Annotated in this window: 15 protein-coding genes; 11 read left to right on the top strand and 4 right to left on the bottom strand. The window is 44.5% G+C overall.

All coding sequences use genetic code 11. The annotated features are described in order from the left end of the window. Window positions 1–14: 14 nt before the first annotated feature. The gene (locus JMX93_RS13840) at window positions 15–1,955 is read right to left on the bottom strand and encodes a DUF294 nucleotidyltransferase-like domain-containing protein (RefSeq protein WP_499205063.1); all 1,941 of its coding nucleotides are present in this window, start codon (window positions 1,953–1,955) and stop codon (window positions 15–17) included. A 158-nt stretch (window positions 1,956–2,113) separates the two neighbouring features. Continuing rightward, the gene (gene dapC / locus JMX93_RS13835; protein WP_499205062.1) at window positions 2,114–3,370 is read right to left on the bottom strand and encodes a succinyldiaminopimelate transaminase; all 1,257 of its coding nucleotides are present in this window, start codon (window positions 3,368–3,370) and stop codon (window positions 2,114–2,116) included. 258 nt (window positions 3,371–3,628) lie between these two features. Between dapC and JMX93_RS13830 the strand changes: the two genes are divergently transcribed. After that, window positions 3,629–4,300: a hypothetical protein gene (locus JMX93_RS13830; RefSeq protein ID WP_499205061.1), complete on the top strand. Its 672-nt coding sequence runs from the start codon at window positions 3,629–3,631 to the stop codon at window positions 4,298–4,300. Between the two features lie 151 nt (window positions 4,301–4,451). Here the strand turns inward: JMX93_RS13830 and glnD are convergent, their stop codons facing one another. Next, window positions 4,452–7,214 carry a [protein-PII] uridylyltransferase gene (gene glnD / locus JMX93_RS13825; protein ID WP_499205060.1) on the bottom strand — a complete coding sequence of 921 codons (2,763 nt, stop codon included), beginning with the start codon at window positions 7,212–7,214 and terminating at the stop codon, window positions 4,452–4,454. Window positions 7,215–7,330: 116 nt separating this feature from the next. Beyond that, the gene (map, locus tag JMX93_RS13820; protein WP_372815769.1) at window positions 7,331–8,122 is read right to left on the bottom strand and encodes a type I methionyl aminopeptidase; all 792 of its coding nucleotides are present in this window, start codon (window positions 8,120–8,122) and stop codon (window positions 7,331–7,333) included. Between the two features lie 298 nt (window positions 8,123–8,420). Here map and JMX93_RS13815 point away from each other — a divergent pair, with 298 nt between their 5' ends. The 10 genes from JMX93_RS13815 (at window position 8,421) to JMX93_RS13770 (ending at window position 23,782) form a co-directional block, all read left to right on the top strand. Next, window positions 8,421–9,503 (top strand): esterase/lipase family protein, encoded by a 1,083-nt coding sequence (locus JMX93_RS13815; protein WP_499205059.1) that lies wholly within the window; start codon window positions 8,421–8,423, stop codon window positions 9,501–9,503. Between the two features lie 29 nt (window positions 9,504–9,532). Continuing rightward, the gene (locus JMX93_RS13810; protein WP_499205058.1) at window positions 9,533–10,645 is read left to right on the top strand and encodes a lipase secretion chaperone; all 1,113 of its coding nucleotides are present in this window, start codon (window positions 9,533–9,535) and stop codon (window positions 10,643–10,645) included. Window positions 10,646–10,958: 313 nt separating this feature from the next. Next, window positions 10,959–11,447 carry an META domain-containing protein gene (locus JMX93_RS13805; protein WP_193013312.1) on the top strand — a complete coding sequence of 163 codons (489 nt, stop codon included), beginning with the start codon at window positions 10,959–10,961 and terminating at the stop codon, window positions 11,445–11,447. A gap of 251 nt (window positions 11,448–11,698) precedes the next feature. Beyond that, on the top strand, window positions 11,699–12,727 hold the full coding sequence (locus JMX93_RS13800; RefSeq protein WP_499205057.1) for a Xaa-Pro aminopeptidase: 1,029 nt from the start codon (window positions 11,699–11,701) through the stop codon (window positions 12,725–12,727). 182 nt (window positions 12,728–12,909) lie between these two features. Next, window positions 12,910–13,560: a hypothetical protein gene (locus tag JMX93_RS13795; RefSeq protein WP_499205056.1), complete on the top strand. Its 651-nt coding sequence runs from the start codon at window positions 12,910–12,912 to the stop codon at window positions 13,558–13,560. 118 nt (window positions 13,561–13,678) lie between these two features. After that, on the top strand, window positions 13,679–15,688 hold the full coding sequence (locus JMX93_RS13790; protein WP_499205055.1) for a flotillin family protein: 2,010 nt from the start codon (window positions 13,679–13,681) through the stop codon (window positions 15,686–15,688). A gap of 234 nt (window positions 15,689–15,922) precedes the next feature. After that, window positions 15,923–22,162 (top strand): DNA repair ATPase, encoded by a 6,240-nt coding sequence (locus JMX93_RS13785; RefSeq protein WP_499205054.1) that lies wholly within the window; start codon window positions 15,923–15,925, stop codon window positions 22,160–22,162. Between the two features lie 80 nt (window positions 22,163–22,242). Further along, complete coding sequence (locus tag JMX93_RS13780) at window positions 22,243–22,404, top strand: DUF2256 domain-containing protein (RefSeq protein WP_075106903.1); 162 nt, start codon at window positions 22,243–22,245, stop codon at window positions 22,402–22,404. Window positions 22,405–22,449: 45 nt separating this feature from the next. After that, window positions 22,450–22,596, top strand: a complete 147-nt coding sequence (locus tag JMX93_RS13775) for a DUF2256 domain-containing protein (protein WP_443215820.1) — start codon at window positions 22,450–22,452, stop codon at window positions 22,594–22,596. Between the two features lie 97 nt (window positions 22,597–22,693). Further along, the gene (locus JMX93_RS13770; protein WP_499205053.1) at window positions 22,694–23,782 is read left to right on the top strand and encodes a WG repeat-containing protein; all 1,089 of its coding nucleotides are present in this window, start codon (window positions 22,694–22,696) and stop codon (window positions 23,780–23,782) included. Window positions 23,783–23,871 lie beyond the last annotated feature (89 nt).

Here is a 23,871-nt window from a genome sequence, read left to right as displayed (position 1 = left end):
TGCGATTGTTGTACCTATGCGAGCTCTAGCTGATAATGCTGACGTAGCTGATTTTTAAAGCTTTTAACAACAGCCAAACACTCTTTTAATAAGTCACGCTCAAGTGCGGTCAAGGTCATTGGATTTACTTGCCGCGCATGTTTATCATCGGTTGATAGGGCGACGGATAGGCGCTGTGCCATAAAAAATTCCAAGGCTTCTAATAAAGTATCTGCGCGCTCTTGGGTCAAGGCGCGAGCTTGTACCAAAGCTTTAAGACGATTTTTACTACTGGGCAGCTCTAAGATATCGTTTTCTAACGCCAAGGTGCGAATACCATGAACCAGTGGAAAGATACCGGCTTTCTTTAGATCAATGTCTTCTGACACGGGTTTACCACCGAGCAAAGGTACGAATTTTTGCCACCACTGATTGACATCACCGAACTGTAGCGCGGCACGTGCAAACTGGCGTACAAACATGAGGTCTGACTGCCTGTGGGCAACCTTTAAATGTTGGCGCACCTGAGTTAATAATGACTCATCTCCGCAGACGTATTCGCCATCAAGTATGGCGGACAAATAAATACCATGCATGGGATCCGTATTTCTAAACCATAAGCCAATCTGGGCGTTAAACTGTTTGAGCGGCTGTCGCCACATAGGATTGGTCATCATGATATTACCCTCACACAGTGGATAACCGAGGTCTGCTAGATGGTGATTAAAAGTATCCGCAAATTGCGCCAGATCAGGGTGAGTATAGCCATCACGTAAGATGAGTGCATTGTCTTGGTCAGTACGCATGATTTGCTCCCCGCGCCCCTCGGAGCCCATCACGATCAGGCAGGTATTTGTCATAACCTCATCAGGCACGATAAGTTGCCAGAGCTTGGTAAATACCTGTGCATTCAAGGTCTGTACCATGCGGCTGATGTTACCGGTTTTGACGCCGTTTTGATGTTGGGCACGAATGTAACGACCGATAAGCTCGACGGCGGTATCTAAGCTCGATAAGTCTTTTGCTTGCTCGATTTGGATACTTATGAGCTGTGAATGATGACCAATATGCGCAAGCATATCGCTTTGTCCCAGTATACCAACGACATCACCGTTTTGATCCATCACTGGTAGCCGATGAATGCGATAGCGGGTCATGGTCAATAGTGCATCGCCAATCTCATCACTGGCTTTGATGGTACGCAAATTGAAATTAGCATAGCGCTGGCAGGGAGTAGTGGCGGGATCTTGCTGGTCACTCACGGCGCGGCAAATATCGGTATCGGTTAAAATACCCAATAGATGATCGGTACCATATCGCCCATCTCCAACGTTTTTTAAGTGGTCTGATGGTTGCACCAGTACATGTTTTAGCCCCGCTTTCGTCATGATAGCAGCGGCTTCGTACAAGCTGTTATTGGCATCGACGATATGGACTGGCAATAGATTGACGTCAATGACGGGCTGCAACATGATTTGCTGCACTTCTTGTTGGTCGTTGTAGCTGGCAGAGACTATGGAGTTATTATTGCGGCGTTGCTGTAATGCTTTTAGCCGTTCGGGCAATTTGTCTGACAGCATTTGGCGCACGAGGTGATTTTGGGCGCTGATTTTATCGACTGCGCTACCAGCGACTTGGAGTAGCAAGGTATCCTCAGCAGCTCGAAACTGATAGGTCTGCAATACTTCAGTATTAGGGCTGTTTTCAGTCAATGATTCAGGCAGACGACGGCTGTCGAACCAGTCGTTATTATTGAGATGGTCGGAGTGGTTACTACCCAAGTAAGAGGCCACAAACTCACTATCAAGCAATTGCTCAATCTGCCCTTTAATGACCACATACAGATATTGCAACTCTTCGGCAGTAAGATTCTCATTTTTGGCAAGGTAGCGGATTTGAGTATTTTTTCTGATGCTTTGGCGTTCAGCCAGACTCAATACGTCAAAGGGCGGCTGGGTAAAATCAAGATGGGGCATGGCATCATCCTTGATGGCATATTGAGTAAAAGATAATTGATGATAAAAGACACTTTACTATAGCATTATTAAAGCAAAAAGCCTCTAATAACCACAGTAATATTGTGGCTATTAGAGGCTGCTGTTTTTTTGGAAGTTTTTGCGTATAAAGCGACTGCTTATGCGCCTAGTAATTTCCGAATACGGCTTATTGCTTCACGGCTCTCATCAACACTAGCGACTAGCGCAATGCGTATGTAACCTTGCCCAGGGTTTTTGCCATCAATGTCACGTGACAGATAGCGCCCTGCTAATGCGTGAATATTGGCTTGCTCGTACAGTGCTTTGACAAACCGCTCATCATCACCATCGAACGGCTCAGGGACTTTCACCCAAAAGTAAAATCCAGCCTCAGGCATTCGCAAGTCTAATAACGCACCAAGCTCAGACATCCACAAGGCAAACTTTTCTTGATACAGAGCGCGATTGTGTGCCACATGCTTTTCATCTTGCCATGCAGCGATCGAGGCGAGTTGATGTGGTATCGGCATCGCACAGCCTTGATAAGTACGATATTGCAGATAAGCTTGCAAAATATTGGCATCACCTGCCACAAACCCCGAGCGCAAACCAGGCAAGTTTGAACGCTTAGATAAAGAGTGAAAGACAATGCAGTTTTTGAAATCATGACGACCGAGGGCAGCGCAGGCTTGTAATAAGCCAATGGGAGCTGTATCAAAATACAGCTCGCTATAACACTCGTCACTGGCGATAATAAAATCGTACTGATCTGACAGGCGAATGAGATATTCCCAATCCTCCATCATCATGACCGAGCCCGTTGGATTGTTCGGACTACAAACAAACAATAGCTGTGTGCGCATCCAAACGTCTTTTGGTACAGCGCGATAGTTACCTTTAAAATCATCGTCCAGTGTGCAAGGCACAAAGTAAGGTTCGGCTTGCGCCAGTATCGCTGCACCCTCGTATATTTGGTAAAAAGGGTTAGGCATGACTATCGTAGGAGCTGGCATAGGAGAAACACTAGATAGCGGGTCAGAGACAGACAGCGGACTACTTTCTGTATCGCTCACCTTATGATCAACAACCGCTTGTACCAGACTAAAAATCGCTTCGCGTGTGCCCATTACTGGCAATACTTGCGTATTGGCATCGACATGGTGCAAAAAGAAGCGCTTTTCTAGCCAATGCGCGATGGTTTGACGCAGCTCAAACATGCTATTAGTCGTTGGATAACGACTTATTTTGTCCAAATTTTCACGTAGTACGTCCAGTACAAACGCTGGTGGCTCATGTTTTGGTTCACCAATACCGAGCTTGATTTCACTGTAGTCATGGGCTGGGACACTGTCAGCAAGCAATGTTGCCATCTTTGCGAAAGGGTAAGGATGCAGGTACGTTAAGTTGTGATTCATAGGTAGGGTAACTATAATAGACAATTAATAATAAAGTTATAAAGAAAAATTACATTCAAACAGTGTAGCACTTCTCTTGTTTTTTGTCTTTTTCTTCTCTTACTGCCAAAAGGGCTTAGCCATAATGGCAAATTAAGGTAATTATTGCAGCAGCCACAGATTTAAAAATCCTAAGAAAAGCGTGCCGATTGATAACTTATAATAATACAAAAAACTGCTGTCAGCCTTAATAATAGAGTATGGTAAGGATAATTTGATATGCCTAGTATCTCAAAAGCTAATGATCTTAACGCGACAGATATGCAACATGAAAACTCTGATGATACGCGACAGCGTACTAAATTGTACGAGCTATTAAAGCAGCGAGAGCAAAACTGGTGGCAAGCGCGCCAGCAACTAATCAGTCATAAAGAACGAAAAATGTTTTGGTATGGTGAAAACAGCTTGATGATGTGGTTACTGTGGCAGTTAGTCAGTTATGTGATCGTGGCGATGGTGCTGATGGTGCTTAGCAATCTGCTCGGTATTTTACTGCCATTATGGCAATATATTGCTCTATTCGTCTTGCAAACCGCGATTTTTATGGCCATGTTCGCAGCTAAAGGTCGAATGGCAAATAGTTTGCAACGCAAAATCGATAAAGATGAGTTGATGCGAGAAGAGGCGTTCAATGAAATGATTGTTTTGGCAGAAGACAGCCTTTATCCCGATGTACATGCCAAGTCGCCTATTTCTTTGAGATATTTATATGAGTATCTTGATGGGCATTTTCATTTAGCCAGTTTACAGTGTTTGCTCCAAAAAGAAGTCGATGCTGGGCGTCTAATGCTAGGCTATCAGCAGGTGGATGCAAAAATTTTGCCACCAGATCTTGCGGATGATGAGCTCAATGAGCACGCTAGCGAAATGATATATAAAAGCACCTTATAAAAGGTGCTTTTGATATTAAAGGGTTAAAAAGTACAAAGCGTGCCATCGATACATTGATGGGTCTATGATTCGTTACAAACACAGAACTATCAATGAATTGATGATACACGCTGAATATTTATCTTAGACCTATCTTTTCAAACCCATTTGTTCAATCACATTTGCTGTAAGCAGCAGGCTGCTCTCTTTGTACACTGAGACTGGTCATCAAGGCGGATTGTAATGCGTCAAGTCTAGCAGCAGATAGCGGTTCATCATTTTGATCGCTGATATAAAACATATCTTCTGCGCGTTCGCCCAAAGTGGTGATACGCGCCGCATGCACCTCAATTTTCTCCTGCAAAAATACCTGCCCTACGCGTGCCAGTAGCCCTGGCTGATCAAGGGTCTCTAAGCTCATAATATGCTGATCAGACGCCTCATTAAACTCAAAATTAATCACCGTGGTCACTTCAAAATGTCTGAGCTGACGCGGCATACGCTTATTGGTAAGCTTCAGTACAGTAGGATCTTTAAAGGCATTAATTAGGCGCTGTTTCAGCTCTTTTTGACTGTCCTCATCCACCAATAGTGTACCACTAGGATCGAGCAGTACATAAGAGTCCAAAGCAAAGTCGCGGGTAGCAGTAATGATGCGGGCATCTAAAACATCCAAGTTCATCTGATCGAATACAGCCATGGTAACGGCAAATAGATTCGTCTGATCTTGGGTGTAAACAAAGACCTGTACTGCATCGAGTGCCAGCTCGCGATGCTCACGCAGTACCACCAATGGCGGGCTATCCGCATTAGAGGCAAGACCAATCGGCGGATGGTTCAAAATGGCTTCGGTATGCCATAAGATATCTTCAGGAATCTCTCTCAAGAAATATTCATCACCCAAATCATCCCATAGCCTCAAGACCTCATCGCGATTCATGTGTTGATTGTTGACATTATCGAGCATCGCTAAGGCTTGGATGCGGGTGGCACTGATCATATCTTGGCGGTTAGTGGGTGCATCGATATCAGCGCGCAGAATGCGCCGAGTTTGTGAGTATAACTGTTTCATCAATGTGGCACGCCAGCTGTTCCACAACTGTGGATTGGTCGCATTCATATCCGCAACGGTGAGCACGTATAAATGATTGAGGTGGGTGACATTACCGACTAAGTTGGCAAAAATAGTGACCACCTCTGGATCTGAGATGTCCTTTTTCTGAGCAGTCATCGACATTAATAAATGATAGCGAGTGAGCCAACCAACCAATTTGGCATCTGCCACACTCATGCCATGTGCCAAACAAAAATCAAACGACTCGGTTTGACCAAGCTCACTATGGTTGCCACCGCGACCTTTGGCAATATCATGGAACATGGCTGCCAGTACCAAGATTTCTTTGCGCTCGATACGTTGAAAGATAGAGCTGACCAATGGGAAATCTTCATAAAAACGTGGGTCAGTGAAGCGATGCAAAATTCGAATTAAAAATAAGGTGTGCGCATCAACGGTATAACGGTGAAATAAATCATATTGCATGAGACCAGTTACTTGGGCGAAAGCAGGAATATAACTGCCTAAAACGCCGTAGCGATTCATGGCACGCAGGCGATGAAACAGATAATTCTGCTCTTTTAAATTGGCTAAAAAGAGCGCTTGGTGAGTGGGGTTATCACGGTAGACTTGATCGATGCCACGCGCGGCGATTTTTAGCGCACGCAACGTATGAGTGCGCACGTTTTTGATACCGTACTGACCCATTAGTAAAAACATCTCTAAGATAGAGTCAGGATGCTGAGCAAAAACCCGATGATGCGCCATGGCGATTTGATCACCGATTTGGTTAAAGCGGGCATTGATTGGCTGCTTTTTCGGACGCTCATCATCAGGTAACTGTGGCTCTATAATTGTCTCGTAGTAGTGATTGATCAACATCTCAGATAGCGTCGATATCTGCATGGCACAGCGATAATAGTCGCGCATAAAACGCTCTACCGCGGCATTTGGTTGATCGTCTGGCTGCGTCTCATAACCCATCAACTGGGCAATCTCACGCTGATAATCAAACAGCAGCTTGTTTTCGTTGCGACCAGTCAATATATGCAGGTAATGACGTATTTGCCATAAATAGCCTTCTGCAAAATTCAGTTCATCAAATTCTTTTTCAGTCAAAAAGTTTTGTTGTACTAAGTCATAGAGCTTACCCACTCGAAAATAACGTTTGGTCACCCAGCCGATGATGTGAATGTCGCGCAGACCACCAGGGGCGGTTTTTATATTGGGCTCAAGGTTGTACTCTGTGGCATTGTGCTGTAGATGTCGCGCTTTAGCTTCTGCGATTTTTACTTCAAAAAACTCACGTGGCGACCATTGTTTATTGACAATTTGAATGGGCACATCCTGTAAAGCCTCATTGCCAATCAGTAGCCGAGCTTCTAGCTGGGCACTGGCAATGGTGTGATCAAGCGCCGCCTCTAAAGCATCATTGACACTACGTACCGAGAGAGCAGGCTCCAGCCCTATATCCCACAATAGCGCCACCAACCGATCTATTTTGCCACTGGCATCCGCACCAATTTCATCAGGGGAGAGCAATAAAATGTCGATATCTGAATAAAGCGACAGCTCGCCGCGACCATACCCGCCAGTCGCGAACAATGCCAAATCTGTTTTATCCAGCTCAAACCAATTGAACACGGCAATCAGCAATTCGTCGATAGCCCCAGAGCGTGCCGCGACCAATTGACGAATATTGGTACCGCGTTCAAGTGCACGGTTAATATCGTGATTAATTTGAGTCAACCATTGAGGAATACCCAGTAGCGACTTTTCAGTGACAGGGGTATCTGCTAGTAGTGACGCGTTTGTCGCTATATCATTTGATAGTAGAGGTAAAGGTGTCAGATCGATAGAAGCGACATCACAATTAAACATGAGTGTTATCCAGTTAAGAATTTAAAAGTAGATCGTTAAAACTAAAAATGTAGGCAGCATTTACTATACTTAATTATAGTCCAAAAAAAAGACCGCCTAGGCGATCTTTTTTGATATTACTGGGTCAAAAAACTTAAATCTTCTTCAGGGCGCGTGGTAAATACCTCACAGCCATTATCTGTCACGACCATAGTGTGCTCCCACTGCGCAGATAGCTTGCGGTCTTTAGTAATTGCTGTCCATTCGTCAGGCAAGATCTTAGTCTGCCATGTACCTTGGTTAATCATAGGCTCAATGGTAAAGGTCATGCCTGTTTTTAGCTCAAAGCCCGTACCTTTTTTACCATAATGCATGACTTGCGGCTCGTGATGGAACTCATTACTAATGCCGTGACCACAGAACTCACGAACGATACTGAAACGCTCAGGTTCGACCACTGCTTGAATCGCAGCACCAACGTCGCCTAGACGCGCACCGTTTTTGACAACACTCATGCCAGCATATAAGGCATCCTGTGCGACTTTGCAGATACGCTGCGCCATGATAGAGCCGTTACCAACGATCCACATCTTTGAGGTATCGCCATAGTAGCCATCTTTTATCACGGTCACATCGATATTGATGATGTCACCATCTTTGAGTAGCTTGTTTTCGGCTGGAATACCGTGACAAACCACATGGTTAATCGAGGTACAAATTGATTTTGGGAAGCCATTGTAGTTGAGCGGTGCAGGAATAGCCTGTTGCACATTAACGATATAGTCATGGGCGATTTGGTTAAGTGCCTCGGTACTGATGCCAACTCGAACGTGCTCATCGAGCATGACAAGGACATCACTGGCAAGTTTACCGGCTACGCGCATTTTTTCTATGGCTTCTGGGGACTGGATAAGGGATTTTTTAGTCATCATTATATTACTTATAGTTATGGAGTTAATGGCTTGAATTATAACATAAATGAAGACGCCGCTGTTTTACGTTAAGTGATAGCGAACCTATCATTATTATTGATAATAATTGCTTTACAGCGAAGAAGGGGCAGTTATGACCCTCTAGTCACGATAATATATTCATATTTTGACAATTTAGTTGAATGTTGCAGACGATATAAGTAATGTAATTTTGCATGCTAAAGGAATTAGCCGCAATCTTTACCGATGTTATGAGGTAAAGATAACCAAAATTAATGATAACAAGGATGTTGTTATGACGCTTTCTTCATACGCTCGTGCGGCTCTCACGCCGAGAGCATTTTTACCAATACTGGGTTCCATCAGTACTGGTGTCATCTTGATGACGCTGCAAACCACCTCAGCTCAAGCAGCAGGCCAATACTATAATTGTGCCAATGCCAATGCCAATGGCTGTACGCTAGTCGATAGCAAGTATTTTACCTCTAGTTATACCAAAACTCAGTATCCAGTGGTGATGGCTCATGGACTTGGCGGCTTCACCAAGCTGTTTGGGGTCATTGATTACTTCAATGGGATTCCTCAAGAGTTGATGAAAGGCGGCTCAGAGGTATATAGCACCAAAACGTCAGCGGTTAATAATAGCGAAGTGCGCGGCGAGCAGCTATTACAGCAAGTCAAAACCATCACTGCCATCTCAGGCGACCCTAAAGTCAATTTGTTTGGGCACAGTCAAGGCGGTATAGATATTCGTTATGTCGCTGGTGTCGCGCCAAAATACGTCGCATCAGTCACGGCAGTATCAAGCCCAGAGCAAGGTTCCAAAACGGCCGATTTTGTCAAAAATACTCTTGAGCCAAACAACGCCACAGGTAATCCATCAAACATCACAACAGAGCTAGTGTCAGGTATATTTAACCTGATCGGTGGCTTTACAGATATTGGTTCGGGTATCAGTTTTAAACAGATACAAGAGCAAGATGGCTGGCAGGCACTCATGGCGCTATCGACCAGTGGTGCTGCTAAGTTCAATGCCAAATTCCCAGCAGCAATGCCAAAAAGCTACTGCGGTCAGCCGACCAGTACTGCCGTCAATGGTATCAAATACTATTCGTTCAGTGGGGTTGGACAAATAACCAGCGCACTCGATCCTAGCGATTATCTACTTGCAGCAACAAGTGTACCTTTTGCCGGAGAGTCGAATGATGGCTTGGTATCTGCCTGTTCAAGTCGTCTTGGTTATGTGATTCGTGATAATTACATCATGAACCATTTGGATTCAGCGGATCAAGTATTAGGTCTGACCGCATGGGGCGAGTCTGAGCCAAAATCTATCTATCGTACTCAGGTCAATCGTCTGAAAAACGCCAACCTTTAAGCTGACTTGTAACATAAGAACTCTCATTTATGTCGAATAATCGCCGCCCAGCCTACTTACCAATCGCTATAATCGCCGTGGTCATCATAGTCATCACTGCGGCGGTGATTATGTGGTTCAAACCGGACAGTACACGCATGGATCCAGCAAACCCAGTATCCAATGCACTTGCTGATGAGTCTGAGAGCACGCTATCAACTGTGCTGAATAGTGGCCAAATAGGACAAACGACTTCAGCTCAGAACCAGTCTCCATTTGTCACTGGATTGGAGCGTTTGCCGCGCTCATTGAAAGGCACGCAAGTTGACGGCGAAATCATCATCGATGAAAACAAGCAGTTGGTCGTCACTGAAGGTCTACGGCGTTTATTCGATTATTTTTTATCATCGTTAGGAGAGGAGGACGAAGCCGTTATATTTGCCCGTATTGAGAGTTATATCCGTCACCACACGCCAGAGCCTGCTGCCAGTCAAGCGGTCGCTATCTTTGACCAATATATTACGTATCTTAAAGCACTTCCTGAGATAGAAAAGCGTTATGGCAATCTGCAATTACAAGCGGCAAAAAGCGGTGAGCTGGATCTAAATGTCGTCGCTCAGCAAAAGCAAGATGTAGCCAAGTTGCGTCAACAGTATTTTACGAAAGAAACCATTACCGCCTTCTTTGGTGTAGAAGATGAGTATGATGATTATAGTATGGAGATGGTCAGAATTGACCAAAATCAGCAGCTAACAGATGTGCAAAAAGAGGCGACGCGGCAGAACTACATTAGCCGCATGCCAGACAATACGATCAAAGCCAGTATCACTCAGCAAGCCAATCTGAACGAGCTGATGAATCGCACAACACAGATGCAAGCAAAAGGGGCAACGGCTCAGGAGTTGTATAACATGCGTCGTGATCTGGTAGGCGCTCCAGCCGCCGCACGTCTCGCGCAAGTCGATGCAGAGGATGCTAACTTTGCTCAACGTTTCGACCAATATCAAGCACAAAAACAGCGTTTATTAAACCAAAACACGGATAAAGTACAAATACAAAACCAAATCAATCAAGTCGAACAGCAATTATTTAATGAGGCTGAGCGCAAGCGTTTGTCAGGATATGCTGCTTTGCAACAACAGAACATCGCCAATCTAGAGTAATGCCTAGAATGAATGAGCAAAACGATAGTTTTAACGAGAAATTGTTAGTTTTTAGAGGATGTTCGAGAAGTTATATAAAAAGTGTTAGCAGTTAATGTACCGTCTAACAATAGAGGTTAGCAAAAAGACTATAGAGCGCAACAAATATCAGTGTAATCATACACTCAACCTATAATGACAGTGAGGCATCAGTTGTGCATAATAGCCACATTGTTTAGGTTAATAAATAAAACAATCAATTAATCATAATAAAAATGAATGTTTAGTATAAAAGCTATTTTTTATTCTAAATTAAACCACTAAAGGAGCTTATATGAAGAACATGACTAAAATGATGATGGCAGCGACGCTTGCGGTAGGTACATTGGCTGCTGGTTGCCAAACTACTCCTAGCGTAACCGCCCCAGTGACTCAACCAATTACTTCTAATGCACTACAAGCATATGATTGGCAGCTTGTTGATGCTAAGCGCACGAATGGCGAAAAGGTTACTCAGTTATTCTTTGATCCATCTAAACCTTTAACATTGAAATTCTTCAAAGATGCTGGTAATGACCGCGTTACCTTCGTTAATACTTGTAATAACATGGGTGCTGAGTACAAGGTTGTGAATGGCAATGTCGTATTAGGTAATGTTTTATCTACTATGATGGCCTGCCCTGAGCCGCAAGCGAGTTTCGATACAGCAACTTTAGCAACTGTACAAGGTAAATATAGCATCAGCAAAAATGCCAATAATACGCCTATCTTGACGATTACTAATAGCAATCAAGTTGCCCATTTCAAAGCCATTGCTAAATAATCCAATCATCACAGATGATTAAATAGTATTTGCTAAAAGCGATGCTATATAAAAGTAAGATGTAATTTGAAGAATGCCTCACTATCTAGTGGGGTATTTTTTTGTCCAAAATTTGGCATGGTTTACGCTACACTGTCATTGGCTGCTAAGTAACGTTTTTAGACTACGATATTTTAATGCACTCAATATTTTAACCTTACTTATCGATATTCTCAGTACGTAATAATCAACGCTTTATTGGACGTTACCTTATGTCAAAAATGCTTGTATCAAAATCATCCGTCAATATACGCATGACAAGTAATATCACTGCACTAACGACTTTTATGCTATTAACGGGTTGTCAGACGCTGCCGAATACAATGTCTAAAGCGATTCAAGCGCCTGCTAAACATATGAGTGCGAGTCATCCACTAACCACCCGTATGCCCCAGATTGATCGCCAAGGCCACATTGCCTATGTGGAAGAGCAAGGGTTAGGGACAGCCAAAGTATCGACACTCTATAGTATCCGTCCCGATGGCAGTGATCGTCAGCTTATCGATCAGATCAATGGCTATATATATGCACCAGCGTGGTCAACCGATGGTCAGCAGCTTGCCTATAGCAAACAAGCCCCGCGCGAGCATCCCAAGATTTATATATATGATCGAAGTAGTAAAACGCGCAATCTGGTAGTCAATGTCGAAGGCAGTAATATGTCAGCGTCATTCTCACCTGATGGTCAATATCTACTCTATAGCTCAACTGTCGGTGGCAACGCGGATATCTATGAGATGCGTTTGAGCGACGGTAGCACAAAGCAGCTCACGACCTTACCCAGTACAGAGGTTCAACCAAGCTATGCAGCCGATAGTAAAAGCTTTGTCTATACCAGTGATAAAGTTCGCGCGGGTCGTCCAAGTATTTATCGTTATACCTTTGCCACGGGTAATGCCGTACTCCTATCGACAGGTAGTTATGCCGCCAGTCCGCAGCTGAGTATGGATGGTCAGCGCATGGCTTACCTAAATGGTCGTAAGGCTGCTGTCATGACACTGGCGACTGGACAAGTAGTCAATCTGGCAGAAACTGGACTCGATGAACCGGCACGTCTATCTCCTTCTGGAAATTATGCTGTCTATCCAACGCGTCATTCAAAAATCAGCGCGCAAGAAGGAGGGCAAGCGGCAAGTCAAAATGGTGGAGACTTGGTTATTCATTCGCTCTTAGGAAATACAAGTTACGTCATCAATAGTCAAAATGGTGGCGTCGTGCGCTCACCGATATGGGGTCGTTAATAGCAAGAGCTATATATTATGTAATGAAATGTATATATAATCATTAATAAAGAAACATAAGTCGATTCTAGAAATATAGATATAACAGCATCAATTCGAGCAAACGTCATTCATGTCATACCAAATTGTACAACCGAGTCATTAAGATACTAAATTAAGTGAGCAAAGGGAGAGAAGGTTTAATGCAAGAAGCTTTTTTAGTATTTATCACTAAAATCAGTTTATACCCCACGATTATTTTTACCGGGCTTGTGATGTTCGTCACCTTATATTGGGTCGTATCTTTACTTGGTATGGCAGATATGGATACCGTAGAGCTTGGGGAGTCAGGAGGGGAAGTTGCTGACTTATCCTCAGCTGGCTTTTTTACAGGTCTCATGCTCAAATTTGGTCTTTATGGCGTTCCTTTAATCATCATACTAAGCCTGATTAGTTTGATCGGTTGGTTGCTCAGTTACCTATATACCAGTTTTTTACACCAGTATTTTGACTCAGGCATTTTGTATTATTTGTTCGGCACAGGGGCACTCGTTTTTGTCTTGGTTGTGTCCATGTGGTTGACTGGTCTTATCATCTCGCCAATCCGCAAAAATATCGCCAAAATTCCCAAACGTAATTCGTCTAATAATGTGGGTAAAATCGCTGTTGTGCGCACGCTCAGTGTGACCGACAAACATGGCGAAGCAGTGCTCAATGATGGCGGCGCAGGATTGATACTCAAAATTCGATCAGACATCAATGATAATTCACTAAAACAAGGCGATAAAGTAGTGTTGGTAGAGTATCTGGATGAGGCCAATACCTATCGAGTAACGCCAGTTAAAGACAAATAACGCTCATCAATGATATTGGTCAGTGAATGGTGGCTTAATAACATATAAAAAATAAGCATTTAGTAAATATAGCAAGGGTTTTAAATTCGCTTGGAATGTTTTAATTAAAGGAATGGATATGGACATACTCATTATCGTCGGCGTGGTTGTGGTGCTGGCGTTTGTTTTTATGATGGTCGCACTTTTGATGCTCAAAGCCTTTTATATTAAGGTGGATCAGGGCACAGCACTTATTATTAACGGCGTCAATAAAATCGCTGTACGCTTTGATGGTGGCTTTGTGTGGCCAGTTATCAACAAAAAAGAACTCATGAGAATCTCGTTGCTCACTCTAGAGGTGGACAGACGTGGTAAAGAAGGACTGATTTGTGCCGATAATATGCGTGCTGATATCACGGTAGCGTTTTATTTGCGCGTCAACGAGACCGAAGAAGACGTTCTTAAAGTCGCCAAATCAGTTGGCGTAGACAGAGCCTCAGACAAGGTAGCGGTCAATGAGCTATTTAATGCAAAATTCTCAGAAGCACTCAAGACGGTTGGTAAACAGATTGATTTCGTCAAGTTGTTTGAAAACCGCAGCCAGTTCCGTGACAGTATCGTTCAAGAAATCGGTAACGATCTAAACGGCTATGTCCTAGAAGATGTAGCGATTGACTACTTAGAGCAAACGCCAAAGACATCATTAGATTCAAGTAATATCTTAGATGCTGAAGGGATCAAAAAGATTACTCAGCTAACCGCCTTTCAAAACGTTATCACCAATGAGTTGGAGCGTGACGAAGAGCTGGCAGTTAAGAAAAAAAATGTAGAGACCAGAGAGGCGATGTTGGAGCTTGAGCGTCAACAAGCCGATGCTGAAGCCAAGCAAAAGCGTGAAATCTCGTCAGTGATTGCCCGTGAAACGGCTGAAACTCGCAAGATTGAAGAAGAAGAGCGCAAAAAGTCAGAAACCGCCGTTATCATGGTTGAACAAGATTTGGCGATTCAGCGTGAGAATCAGCAACGTGAGATCGAAGTGGCTGGACAGAATCGCTTACGTGCTGTGGTTATCGAAGAAGAAAAAGTCACGCGTGCTCGTGACTTAGAAATTGTCTCTCGTGAGCGTGAAGTTGACTTGCAACGTATCGAAGCCGAACGCGCGATTGAGCTTGAGAAAAAAGAAATCGCCAATGTCATTCGTGAGCGCATCGCGGTAGACAAAACAGTGGCGCAAGAAGAAGAGCGTATCAAAGAAGTTCGCGAAGTTAGCGAAGCCGAACGTTCGAAACAAACGCGCGTACTGGCTGCGGAAGCGGACGCTGAAGAAATCAAAGTGCGTCAGGTGAAAAAAGCAGAAGCAGAAGAGTTATCTGCCAAGCATAAAGCCGTCGAGATTACCACGCTTGCTACTGCCAATCTTGAAGCCTCTGCTAAAGAGTCAGAAGCCAAAATCAAAATGGCTGAAGGTATCAAAGCAGAAGAGTCTGCACATGGCTTTGCTGAAGCCGCTATCCAAGAAGCCAAGTCGGTCTCTTTGGAAAAAGAAGGCATTGCCAAAGCTAATATCATTAGAGCGACTGGACAAGCTGAGGCACAATCACAGCGTGAAAAAGGGATGGCTGATGCTGAGATTATCGCTGCTCGTGGTGACTCTAACGCCAAAGCCGAGCGTGATGTCGGTATGGCAAATGCTCAGGTCATCGCCGCGCGCGGTGAGTCAAATGCCAAGGCAGAGCGTGTTGTCGGACTGGCAAAAGCCGAAGTCACTCGCGCACATTTCCAAGCCGAAGCAGATGGTCTGGTCGAGAAATTCAATGCCATGGGTAGCATGAGCAAAGAGGCACGTGAGCACGAAGAGTTCCGCATGGGACTTGAGACCGCGCTACAAGAAGCCTTGGCATCTATTGATGCAGGTAAAGAGATTGCCAAAGAAAACGCCGAAGTCTTGGCAGTGGCGCTCCAAAAAGCCAAAATCGATATCGTGGGCGGTGAAGCTCACTTCTTCGACAATTTTGCCAAATCATTGTCGATCGGTAAAGCGATTGATGGACTAGCGGGTAAGTCAGACACGTTGAGCGGTATCATCAATGGGGTTATGGCCAATCAGGCTATGAAGGCAAATCAGTCAAATAATGACAGAACAGCTTAAGTGATGTGCGACTGGTATAAATGTCAGTATTTATAAGCAATTTGTCATTTAGGTGGCAGAGTGTTCCGATCAATTCGCGCTAAGCGTCTTAAAGCGCGATAGCCAACTCATGATGAATCGTGAGTTGGCTAATCTAAAAAACCAGCAGAAGTGACGCGTTTTTTTAGATTAGCCAAGTGCTTCTTTACCTTCAATTATTCCTTATTGCCAAAATATAAAAATGGACGAGCAACGATGGCGGACACGCAAAACCAAACCAATTCAGATAGTAAAAGTGATCCTAACGCTAACCAAGTGAACCAAACTGATCAGGCCGTTGCCTCAGGCAATGCCTATGAGCTCATCAAAAAACGCCTAACAGAGCAAGGTAGCCGTTTAGAACAACAAACGGCTACTCTGAACAACGCACGCCTGACGGAATTTGGCAGCACCCAGATGCAGGTGATCGCCCGCACGCGGATTCGTACCGAACATAACTGTGTGGCGCAGGATATGGTGCAAGTTGGCGACTATCTGCTATTTGGCTACAATGTGTTTATGGGGCTAAAGCGCGCCAGCAATATCAAAGATGTGCTGTCGCTATATCGCTTGATAGATCCTGCTGATAAAAATGATAGTGATGAGAGTCAGCAGAGTGATATCGATAGTAACGATAGCATTCATAAAGAAAGTACTGAGCAAGAGTATCAGCTTGAAGAGGTCGATTTAAAAGGGACGTTTTTAGATCAAGATGCCTTTGTACAAGACTTCAATGAGCTTTATCGCTATTACAAGCAAACACGCCTGATTCAACTGACCGTTAAAGACAGCAAGTTGCTATTGGCATTTCAGATTGGTGAACGCATCACTGATATTCGTGTGTTTCGTTTTGCATTAGACTTTAGCCAAGGCACACCAGAGTCTGCTCAAGTCGCCTACGTAGACAATCGAGGCGAGCGTGACATTGAATTGCCGCCTGCTTATGATTTTGATTGGATCGAGACCACGCGAGATCAGATGGTCAATGGTAAGTATCCCCACATGAATATCTTGGATACGATATTTGTGGAAACCGTTGGTGGTGACTTGACCATTAAGATTGAGGACAATACGCAGTCAGGGCAGGGTATCTATAGCGAGCCTGTCAATGATCGCACGCAGTCGCTGACTGATGCTGAGATTGCTTACGCCAAGGTCGGCAGTCTCATACTGCTCAAAATACTGCCGTACCGCGAGGACAGTTATCGTTATTTTGTTTATAACATCTTGACCGAAGCGGTGCTGCGTTTAGATGCGATTGGCCAGTCCTGTGTTCAGTTGCCCGAAGATCACGGCATTATATTTCCGGGTGGTTATTATCTGCAAACGGGCGAGTATAAGCTGTTCGATGCCAACAGTGTCGGTGCCAAAAACTTAAAGTTTAAGCGCAAGATCATCTCAACGAATGGTGAAGATGTTTTATTCTTATTTTATGACAGAGAGCTAGGTATTACAGGGCTGTTTCCTTATAACTTGATCAAGAAACAACTGGCAAACCCGATTTATTGTAATGGCATGGCCTTGGCAGACAATGGTCGCTTGGTACTGTTCAGTGACCAAAGTGAGCCGTCGCGTATTCACCCGATGCAGATATGGCACACCCCTTATGCCTCATCTGAGTATGTGAGCGAATTGCCTGAAAGTACCAGCTTCTATGGCAAAATCGGTAACAAAGAGCTGGTGCGCGGCATCTCTGATCTTTATAGCATTACTCGTCTCATCGACAACCAAAGCGTATCGCAAAAACTCTATGAAGAGCTGTCGGACAATACCAGCAGATTGTTTGATAGTTACTACTGGCTGTCTGAGCCTGAGCTGAGCGAAATTGCGAGTAGTATTAAAGAAGTGACGGCAACGGCTGAGTTGGTCATTGATGAGTTTGCCAAAGTCCAAAGTATCCAAAAGCAAACGCAAACCGCGCTCGCCGATGCCGAATCTCAGCAAAATGAGATTTTGCGGCAGATACGCGTTACGACATTTGAGTCTGCCAGTGATTATGTCGAGCAGCTGTCGGCATTAAGACGACAAAAGGGTCGTTTGGTTAGCCTAGAAGGTTTGCGTTATTTAGACAGTGATAAATTAGAAGCATTACAGGCGCAGCTAGAAGAAGCAGAAAGCGAGCTTGCCGAAAAAACCGTGCTGTTTTTAAGTGGAGAAGAAGCACTATCAAGCTACGAAGGGATATTAGTCGATGTCAGCGAGCGTCTAAATACGGCGGAGACCAATGCCGAACTAAAGCCAGTGTTGGATAAAATTGATGACACGGCGCAAGGGTTAGATTTATTGACCGAGCTGCTCGGCACGTTGGATGTTGCTGATGCCACGGTGCGCACGCAAATCATCGATGACATCTCGACTATCTATGCCAGCCTCAACCAGAGCAAAGCCAAGCTCAATCATAAACGCAAAAACTTAGGATCGGCAGAAGCGGTCGCGCAATTTGGCGCGCAGTTTAAGCTATTTGGTCAATCGATTGCCAATGCCTTGTCCATTGCCAATACGCCTGAGAAATCAGATGAGCAAATGGCAAAGCTGCTCGTACAGTTAGAGGAATTAGAAAGCCAGTTCGCTGATCCAGAGACCAATAGTGGCGATCAGTTTTTAGCCGATATCATCAGTAAGCGTGAAGAGATTTACGAGACCTTTGAAAATCATAAGCAGCAACTGCTCGATGCCCGCAATCGCAAAGCGCAGAACCTAGGCGATGGGGCGCTGCGGATGCTTGAGAGTATCAAGAAGCGCACGCAAAGCACAGGTGTGACCGGCTTTACCGAGGAAGAATCGCTCAATACTTACTTTGCCTCCGATGGTCTGGTACAAAAAGTCCGTAACATCGCAAAAGAGTTACAGGCGATGGGCTTTAGTGTCAAAGCTGATGACATTGATGCGCGCCTAAAAGCCATTCAAATAGAGAGTTATAAAAGTCTAAAAGACAAATCGGACTTGTTTGAAGATGGCGGTCAGATCATCAAGCTGGGCAAGCACCGCTTTTCAGTCAACACCCAGCCATTGGATCTGACCTTACTCAGTCGTCAGCAATCAGATGGTACGCGCGTGCTCAATTTGCACCTGACAGGTACAGACTATTACGAAGCGCTCAATAATACTGAGTTAAATGCCTTGCGTCCGTATTGGGAGATGAATATTGCCTCCGAGTCTGACAAGGTATACCGCGCCGAGTACTTGGCGTATAGCATTATCGAGAGCGCCAAAAACAGTCAAAACGGCCTAACCGAAACGCGCATATACCAAGCATACGACGAAACCGTCATTACGTTAGATATCAATGGTGATATCGATAATGACAGTCCGCTGGCAAAACTGGTCAAAGCTTACGCGACCCCGCGTTATCAGCTCGGTTATGACAAAGGTATTCATGACCATGATGCCACGCTACTATTGATGCAAATACTGCCAACGTTGCGCGAGGCCGGGCTATTGATTTATACCCCGCAAGTACGTGCATTGGCGCAACTGTTCTATTGGCAGTTAAATATCATACAAGCGCTGGGTCTAGATAGTCTACGTCAATTTGGCTACGATAATTGGCTGAATGAATCAGTGCTGACCCGCGCAAATAACTGGACGGATAGAGCGGCTACCGCTGAGCAATTGCGCCGTGCCCTTGGTAGTGACACTGCCAAATCCTTACTGGTTGAGGACATGAGCCAAGTGATGCACCGCTTTGTCACAGCCTATCGTGACGAGCGTATTGGTAGTAGTAATGAGGCTAATCAGCCGTCAGACACCGCATTGGAGTCAGAGTCAGAGTCAGATTCAACTATCAGCGATATTCATAACACCAATATTTTTAAACCCAGCTATGTGCAGCTGGCTTGCGAATACTTGGTCAGCGTCATGGGGCAGTCAGCAGAGCCAAATGCCGCCGCATATAACACAATGAACTGGCAGACCAGTAAGCAGGCCGAGCAATTATGTGAGCAGCTGAGCCAAACGCTGAGTAGTTCACCCGTCAGTACGCAAAGTAGTGCCAGTTTTGCGCAGCTACAGTCCTCAATTGGCAAGCTTGGCTTCCAACCCAAATCAGCCTATGAGCTACTAGCTACATGGTTTCATGCATTACTTGATAAGACTTACGGCAATAGTGAGTCGGCTAACGTAGCAGATGATGGCCTAAATGAGGCAGGCGAGGCGCTTAGTGAAGCGCAGCTGGCTGAACGTCAAGAAAAAGAAGCGCTACGCCAGCAGCAACTAGAGAGCGGTCGTCATTATGTGCCCGAAGCGATTGCTGTTTTAATTACTCAACTGAACGATACGCAGCGTGAAGCTTTAATACAGCGACTGATTGATTCGGGCGCGAGCTTTAATAAAGGTGGCGCGAATAAAGGGACAATTGAAGCCTCTTCCACTTTGTCTTTCTCTTCACCTTCAATGTCATCATCAACGTCACTGACCAGTATCAATAACCCGCTCAATCAAGTGCAAAGCTTTGCGCGTCACACGGGTAAAGTATCACTTGAAATACAAGTAAATAATCTACTGGGTGAGCATTCGCGTATTCATCAGCAGAGCCTAACCTTTGCCGTTGATGACTTTTTAAACCGTCTGCATCACCATGATACCCAAGTGATTCCAGCGTATCGACGCTATCTGGCGATGCGCTCAGAAATATTGCATGAGTCAAAAGAAGCCTTGCGACTGGACGAATTTATGCCGCGTCCCTTGTCTTCATTTGTGCGTAACCGTCTGATTAACGAGAGCTATTTGCCACTCATTGGTGATAATCTTGCCAAGCAGATGGGCACAGTCGGCGAGGATAAGCGGACTGATTTGATGGGTATCCTCATGATGATATCGCCACCAGGGTATGGTAAGACTACCTTGATGGAATATGTGGCAAATCGTCTTGGCCTTATCTTTATGAAGATTAACTGTCCATCACTCGGTCATGACGTCACCTCATTAGATCCAGAAAAAGCCCCCAATGCTACCGCAAGAGAAGAGCTGAATAAAATCAACTTGGCATTTGAGATGGGCAGTAACGTCATGCTCTATCTCGATGATATTCAGCATACGCATGCGGAGTTTTTACAGAAGTTTATCTCATTGGGCGATGGTACGCGCCGTATCGATGGCGTCTGGCAAGGCAAGACCAAGACCTATGACATGCGCGGCAAAAAGTTCTGCGTGGTCATGGCGGGTAACCCGTATACCGAGAGCGGCGAGGCCTTTAAAGTACCTGACATGCTTGCCAACCGTGCCGATATCTACAACTTAGGCGATATCATGAGTGGCATGGAAGAGGTGTTTGCCCTCAGTTACATCGAAAACTCGCTGACTTCTAATACGGTTCTCGCACCACTGGCAAACCGTGATTTAAGCGATGTGCATCGCCTGATCAAAATGGCAAAAACGGACAATGCCAACCTCGCGCAAGCGCAAAGCAGCGATCTGACCTATCCGTATAGCACCTCAGAGATTAACGAGATTGTCGCCATCTTGCGTCATATGTTTAGGGTGCAAGAAGTCATTCTGGACGTCAACCAAGCCTATATTGCCTCCGCCTCGCAAGATGATAAGTATCGTGTTGAGCCGATATTTAAGCTGCAAGGCAGTTATCGTAATATGAATAAGATGACCGAAAAGCTGTCGGCGGTCATGAATGAGAATGAGCTAAACCAGCTGATAGATGATCACTATTTGGGCGAGTCGCAGCTATTGACCCAAGGTGCAGAGAGCAACTTGCTCAAGCTTGGCGAGATGCGCGGCACCTTAACCGACGCGGAAACAGAGCGTTGGGCACAAATCAAAGCCGACTTTTTACGTAACAAAGCCATGGGTGGCGCGGACGGCGATACAGGCGCGCGAATCGTCGCACAGTTGGTCGACTTGGCGAGTGGCTTCAATGCCATCAGTCGTCAGTTTGAGACGTACTTAACCAAAAACGATCCAGAGCAAATCGCCCGCTTACGAGAAGCAGAGCACCAAGCTCAGTTAGAGACTCAGATTGAAGCCCAGCTAGCCTCACAAAAAATCCTCGCCGATAGCGTGATCAATAACGCCAAAGTCGTCAGCGATAGCATCGATAATGGCTTTGAGAAAAGCGTGAGCCAATTGCTGCAAATATATAAGCATGACCACAATGCTGGAAAGGCGGAAAGCGAGTACCTCAAGCAAAACCAAGACGTACAAAAAGCACTGATGGTGCAGCTGGTCGATGCCGTGGAACAACTGGCACATAATATGGCAGATAGCTTGTCTCGTAGCTTAGCCGAAAGCCTAATTAAGAATGATGACAGTAAAGCTGTAGAGAGCAATACGCCTGATATCCATGAGCAGACCACACTGATGGCGAACGCCCTCAAGCAAGCACTGGCACCACTGACGATGCGCATGGATGAGAAGCTAGCGATTGATAGTAGTACTGATCAATCTGGTAAACTGATCGTCAACAGTCTCAATCGCCTAAATAAAATATTTGACGATTATGACTAGTAACTGTGACTAATAGCAATGATACGTAGTAGGCTATAGTGACACCTGACTGATGTCGTAAACAAACCAATGAGAAATGTATGGCGCACAAAAAGAAGAATGTTCGAAAAAAACTCTGCCCTGTCTGCGAGCGCGAGTTTAGTTGGACGAAGAAGCTGGATAAAAACTGGGAGAGCATGGTCTACTGCTCAGACCAATGCCGTCGAATCAAGAAGTATGAGGGTGTCGAGCATCAGAAGTAAGATTTCACCACAACGTAAATAGTCAAAAGTAGATGGGAGTAAACAATGGCACATAAAAAAGTAAACTTACCGCAAAAAACCTGCCCCGTCTGCCAGCGTCCGTTTACGTGGCGTAAGAAGTGGGAGAAAGATTGGGAGCAGGTGATTTATTGTTCTGAGCGGTGTCGTCGGAGTAAAAGTAAATCAGATTGAGTTAACAGTGTATTGTTAATACATTGTATAACCTCGATTATTTCAATTTTAACCAATGAATGAACGCTACTAAAAATTGTAACGGAACATAAAAACTATGTCGCTCTCTTTTACTCACTTTTCTTTTTTTAATCAAGTTATCAAAAGCTGTCTTGCTATTGCGCTATTAATAAGCCTGTCCCAAGCCCATGCAAAATTTGGTTGTGAGTTAAATCAGGGATATGAGCTACCTGAAGATATTGGCTTTAACTGGCTATGCTCATTTAGTAATGAGCTTGCCCCTGCACAGAAGCTTTCAACAGAGAAGTATGGTGCTGTCAATCGACAGGGGATTGCGGTAATACCGTTTGAATATGATTCGCCAGTAGAATTTTTGCAAAGTAGAGTACTGGTAAAAAAAGCGGATAAGTGGATGCTAATCAATACAGCAAATCATAAAATAGCCGAATTTAATTTTCAAGAGGCACAGAATTTTACTCCAGTAGGGTTAGCACAATTTCAACAAGATGATAAATGGGGCTATATAAACACTAAGGGTGATGTCGTTATCCAACCTCAGTTCGATAGCATAGTGTATGGCTTTGGTTATCCACGACTCAATGAAAATGTTATCGCCATCTTTGAGTTAGATGGTAAACAAGGTGCTGTGAATCAGGCAGGTAAAATTATTGTACCAGCGCAATTTGACGAGATTCACCAAGAAAATGACATTTTATTCGTGTTTAATGACGATAAAATGGGTATTTATGATTATCAAGGCAATATGATACAACCTGTTGAGTTTGAACCTGATAGTGGGTTCTATTCAGATGAACGTTGGACCGATGAGAATTGGCTAGCGCTATATAAAGGTGACAAAGTCGGAGCAATAGATAAAAGAGGCAACTTAGTTGTCCCTACCCAATTTGATAGCGTGGATATCATTAGCGAAAACACCTTTGCCGTTTCCAAAGATGGTAAGTATGGTATATATGGCGTAAATAACCTAATAACTCCGCTAAAATTTGATTATATCGCAGACTCTTTGGAAGGACCTACTCGTATAAAACTTGATGGTAAATGGGGTTATTTAGATAGATCTGATTCATTGATGATGGTTGATTACAATGAGGCTTATGATTTTTCGGAAGGACTGGCAATGGTTGGTATGAACCGCCCCGACTATATCGGAGAGTGTATTACTTGAGTCAGGCAGCAATACCTGACAGGATTAAATTATCATAATACCGCTTTTCAAACTCAAAAGGTGACACATAACCAATCGTGCTATGCAGT

It is taken from the genome of Psychrobacter muriicola 2pS (assembly GCF_904846535.1).
GTDB classification, from domain to species: domain Bacteria; phylum Pseudomonadota; class Gammaproteobacteria; order Pseudomonadales; family Moraxellaceae; genus Psychrobacter; species Psychrobacter aquimaris.
This window is presented reverse-complemented; position numbering and strand designations above follow the sequence as displayed.

Excerpts from the sequence above, each read along its gene's own strand:
- JMX93_RS13840 (WP_499205063.1), bottom strand. The coding sequence starts at position 1,955 with ATGCCCCATCTTGATTTTACCCAGCCGCCCTTTGACGTATTGAGTCTG.
- dapC (WP_499205062.1), bottom strand. The coding sequence starts at position 3,370 with ATGAATCACAACTTAACGTACCTGCATCCTTACCCTTTCGCAAAGATG.
- JMX93_RS13830 (WP_499205061.1), top strand. The coding sequence starts at position 3,629 with ATGCCTAGTATCTCAAAAGCTAATGATCTTAACGCGACAGATATGCAA.
- glnD (WP_499205060.1), bottom strand. The coding sequence starts at position 7,214 with ATGTTTAATTGTGATGTCGCTTCTATCGATCTGACACCTTTACCTCTA.
- map (WP_372815769.1), bottom strand. The coding sequence starts at position 8,122 with ATGACTAAAAAATCCCTTATCCAGTCCCCAGAAGCCATAGAAAAAATG.
- JMX93_RS13815 (WP_499205059.1), top strand. The coding sequence starts at position 8,421 with ATGACGCTTTCTTCATACGCTCGTGCGGCTCTCACGCCGAGAGCATTT.
- JMX93_RS13810 (WP_499205058.1), top strand. The coding sequence starts at position 9,533 with ATGTCGAATAATCGCCGCCCAGCCTACTTACCAATCGCTATAATCGCC.
- JMX93_RS13805 (WP_193013312.1), top strand. The coding sequence starts at position 10,959 with ATGAAGAACATGACTAAAATGATGATGGCAGCGACGCTTGCGGTAGGT.
- JMX93_RS13800 (WP_499205057.1), top strand. The coding sequence starts at position 11,699 with ATGTCAAAAATGCTTGTATCAAAATCATCCGTCAATATACGCATGACA.
- JMX93_RS13795 (WP_499205056.1), top strand. The coding sequence starts at position 12,910 with ATGCAAGAAGCTTTTTTAGTATTTATCACTAAAATCAGTTTATACCCC.
- JMX93_RS13790 (WP_499205055.1), top strand. The coding sequence starts at position 13,679 with ATGGACATACTCATTATCGTCGGCGTGGTTGTGGTGCTGGCGTTTGTT.
- JMX93_RS13785 (WP_499205054.1), top strand. The coding sequence starts at position 15,923 with ATGGCGGACACGCAAAACCAAACCAATTCAGATAGTAAAAGTGATCCT.
- JMX93_RS13780 (WP_075106903.1), top strand. The coding sequence starts at position 22,243 with ATGGCGCACAAAAAGAAGAATGTTCGAAAAAAACTCTGCCCTGTCTGC.
- JMX93_RS13775 (WP_443215820.1), top strand. The coding sequence starts at position 22,450 with ATGGCACATAAAAAAGTAAACTTACCGCAAAAAACCTGCCCCGTCTGC.
- JMX93_RS13770 (WP_499205053.1), top strand. The coding sequence starts at position 22,694 with ATGTCGCTCTCTTTTACTCACTTTTCTTTTTTTAATCAAGTTATCAAA.